3 protein-coding genes are annotated in these 3,209 nt (G+C 53.4%); all 3 read left to right on the plus strand.

Translation table 11 applies throughout. The features are described 5' to 3' along the window. The first annotated feature begins 253 nt into the window (after window positions 1–253). Genes B2W52_RS00700 through B2W52_RS00710 form a run of 3 tightly spaced genes read left to right on the plus strand, consistent with a single transcriptional unit; the run spans window position 254 to window position 3,088 of the window. Entirely contained in the window at window positions 254–1,453 is a 1,200-nt protein-coding gene (locus B2W52_RS00700) for a hypothetical protein (RefSeq protein WP_041644920.1), read from the plus strand. 10 nt (window positions 1,454–1,463) lie between these two features. Continuing rightward, window positions 1,464–2,543: a hypothetical protein gene (locus B2W52_RS00705; protein ID WP_273017786.1), complete on the plus strand. Its 1,080-nt coding sequence runs from the start codon at window positions 1,464–1,466 to the stop codon at window positions 2,541–2,543. Continuing rightward, entirely contained in the window at window positions 2,540–3,088 is a 549-nt protein-coding gene (locus tag B2W52_RS00710) for a hypothetical protein (protein WP_108019292.1), read from the plus strand. Before B2W52_RS00705 ends, B2W52_RS00710 begins: the two co-directional genes overlap by 4 nt. Window positions 3,089–3,209 lie beyond the last annotated feature (121 nt).

A 3,209-nucleotide genomic window follows, 5' to 3' on the forward strand; every position in this document is an offset into this window, starting at 1 on the left:
AGAGTAGGTCATCGTCAGGCTCCTAATACCGAAAACCCCAGCATCCTCGATGCTGGGGTTTTTTTATTGCCTGAAATTTGGCAAATGCCAAAACCATGACGCTGCGCACAGTGACAACATGTAACCGAGGTTACACTTCTGTAAAAGAACTGGCTAAAACAACATCAAAAATCCAAGCCAGCCTCAGAGACGCTCATCAGTCATCTTTAAATCAGCCGCCAATAACAAGAAGCGGCCGCGGTGAGATGTGACTATGAGTAAACCATTTTATTCGCTTCTCCTCCTGCCTTTACTGGCCTCGGGGGTCAACGCCGAACTGCGCCCGATTTCAGATCGACAGATGTCTGAAGTCACAGGGCAGGCCTTTGTATCGGTTGACCGCCAGTACCATCCTGATGCCAACGACAACACCGCCTATACCCGGGTCAATCTCGGAATGGACATTGAAATCCAGACCAATGTGGATGTGCTGGAAATGGGCCGTTACGACCGGGAAGGTGAGAAACCGGGCACTTCGGATGTCTATATTGAAGATTTTGCCCTTGGTTACATTAACAATCAGGCTTACTTTGACGCCAATCCCAAAGCTCCGAGACAGCGAAAGCCCGATGGCAGTGCCTATGCAGAGGGGGAAATCGTTCCTTTTTTGATCCAGAATCCGTTTCTGGAGTTTGCCTTCGATGAACAAACTGAAGAGGTGGTCGGCTTCCGACTGGGTTTCGGTGAATCCATGGGTGTCCTGTCCGGCAAGATTGAAACGCTGACTGGCAATGTGAACGTGGACATCATTGACCGCGGTGAAGGGCTGAGCCAGGCCAGCTCAAGCGGTAACCTTTTTGACCAAATCATCGTGCTCCTCACCCCTCTACTCGAAGGCGGTAGTCCATTATCCACCAAGGCAGAGCTGGTTTACGGTGCGGAGGGCGATCCGAACATTGGCTCCCTGGACCCGGTAAGAGCGGAATACATCGGTATACCGGATGGCGAACGGTTCATTCTCGAAGGCGCAAGCGGCTTTACCCGCTGGTCGGTAAAGAATCTGATCGGCTGGGGGTCGAGTTCCCGAATCGAGGTTCCGGATTGTTCCTTTTTCAGCTGTTCAGGCGGTGACATTTATGTTTACGCGGAGGACTGCCTGGTCCTTGGAATAGATTCCTGTTTCGACCTGGATATCTATAACAGCTTCCCGGTAGGAGAGGTTGGTGAGGTCAATGGCGAGCGACGTATCACCGGGCCGGCCGACGGTGCTTTTATCTCATTCCAGACCAAAGATCTTGATTGGCTGAAGGATGTAAAGAAAACAGACTTCACGCCCGAAGATTTTATCAAGGCCACATCAGGTGCCTTCTTCAATATTCCCAACGGCGCTACTGAGGTCAATCTCAACGAGGCGCTCTATGGCACCCAGCGTTACCGCACCGAATACATCGACCGCGGCAAAGGTCTGTTCTGAGGAGCTTCGTATGAAATGGTTGAGTTTCAGTCAGCTTCCTGTTTTCGCGCGGCTCCTTCCGGTGATGGCGGCTGTTCTGGCCGCCCCAGTGCCTGTTGAGGCGGAACTTCAGGGGCTTTCGGAAACTGAAATGTCCTCGATTGATGGAGCCGGGATCGGCCTTGTACTGGAGAATTTCAAATTCTCCCATGGAACGGATGAGCCGGATGCCTCGGGAGAGCAGGCACGCATTTTCCGGATTGGCGGGATCAAAAGCACCGACGGCCGTGATGTCGATATTACGGTAAACCATCTCTACATCGCCGGGGCCAATAGCAACTACGGAGAGACCCTGGGCCCGGTCAATCTCGGGAGACTCCTGAACCCGTGGAAAATTGATGTGGTGGATGGCAATGATATTGGTATCGCTAACAAGGCGGTGCTGGAGTTCGCAGCCAGTGCCATGGTCAATAGCGACCAGGGTTATGACTGCATGGACTCCGGGGCCGGTCCTGGCAGCGGCACCTGCTCGAGTCGCCCGGCGTCCGCTGGATACATCGGGGAACGAGCGGACATCGGCATGCAGATGAACGTGGCAGTTGGTGACGACCGGTCTGCCAATATCAATATCCACGCAAAGAGTGCTGTCATCGATGGTAGCTATCTGCGCCTTTGGGGCGATAACGATCGGCGCCAGATGGTCGGCCAGTTCAAGCTGAATTTCTATTCCCCGGAACTTTCTATCAATGCCTGCGCACAGGACGGTTCTACCTGCGGATCACGAATACTGATGAGCAATTTTGCGCTCGAACTGGCGATTGGCAACCAGCTTCAACCGGTATTCTTCGACGTTGATGGCAGTGGAAACTTTGTAGTGGAGGTTGCTGCAATTCGGCGCCCTCAGCCGGGCGAGATCGGTGCCGACGGTCTCCGCGGCAGCAGTGATGCGGATGCCTGGGATTTCTACGAGTCCTACTACACGAACCCGGAGTTTCGTAGCAATCTCAAGATCGGAAATTTCAGTGTTGGCGACCGCGATTTTGGTTCGGCCCGTGTACAGGGAATGCTGATACAACACTTGAACATTAAGACCAAGGATCTGAGCCAATGAAATCCTTTCTGCGCAGAACAATACTGGCTCTCCCTGTTTTTCTGTTTTCACTCCCCAGCCTTGCCGAACTCGCCCGCCTGGAAGATGAAGCTCTCTCGGATATCTCCGGACAGGGTGGGATCTACCTGTCCGGAGATATCAGCATCAATGAAATGGGCGGTCCGGTTGAGAACAGTTATTTCGGACGTTGTGATGACGTGGACAAGAAGTGTGGCGCCCGTTTTGCTTACCGGCTGAAAGAAAACGGCGGATGGATGGTGCTTGATGATATTCGGGGCAATTTCGCGTTTGAGGGCCTGACACTGCGGGTCCGCAAAGTCGATTCGGGATTCGGTGGTGATGGCGAACTGTTCAATCGGGATGTGCTGGAGCTTGGGCTGCCCAATACTGTTCGGTTCAACGACGTTCAATTCAAGATTTCTTCCAGCAGCACGGCCCGGCCCACCGACCCCGGCTTTCAGCAGACCGACATATTCTCTGTTGATATGCGAGGGGACGTTGTGATGGAAGGAAACCTGCTCGTGTTTCCGGCGGGGAATCCGTGAGATTGAAGAGGTTAACGGTTATGGGCGCGCCAGACAGAATCAAACAACTTGCCCCGATGGCCACTGGGCTGTTTTGTGTGGTCCTCGCCTTGCCGGTGGTCGCCGACATGAAAAGCCTGGA

The sequence above is a fragment of the Marinobacter sp. UBA2498 genome, assembly GCF_002341575.1.
GTDB lineage: Bacteria > Pseudomonadota > Gammaproteobacteria > Pseudomonadales > Oleiphilaceae > Marinobacter > Marinobacter manganoxydans.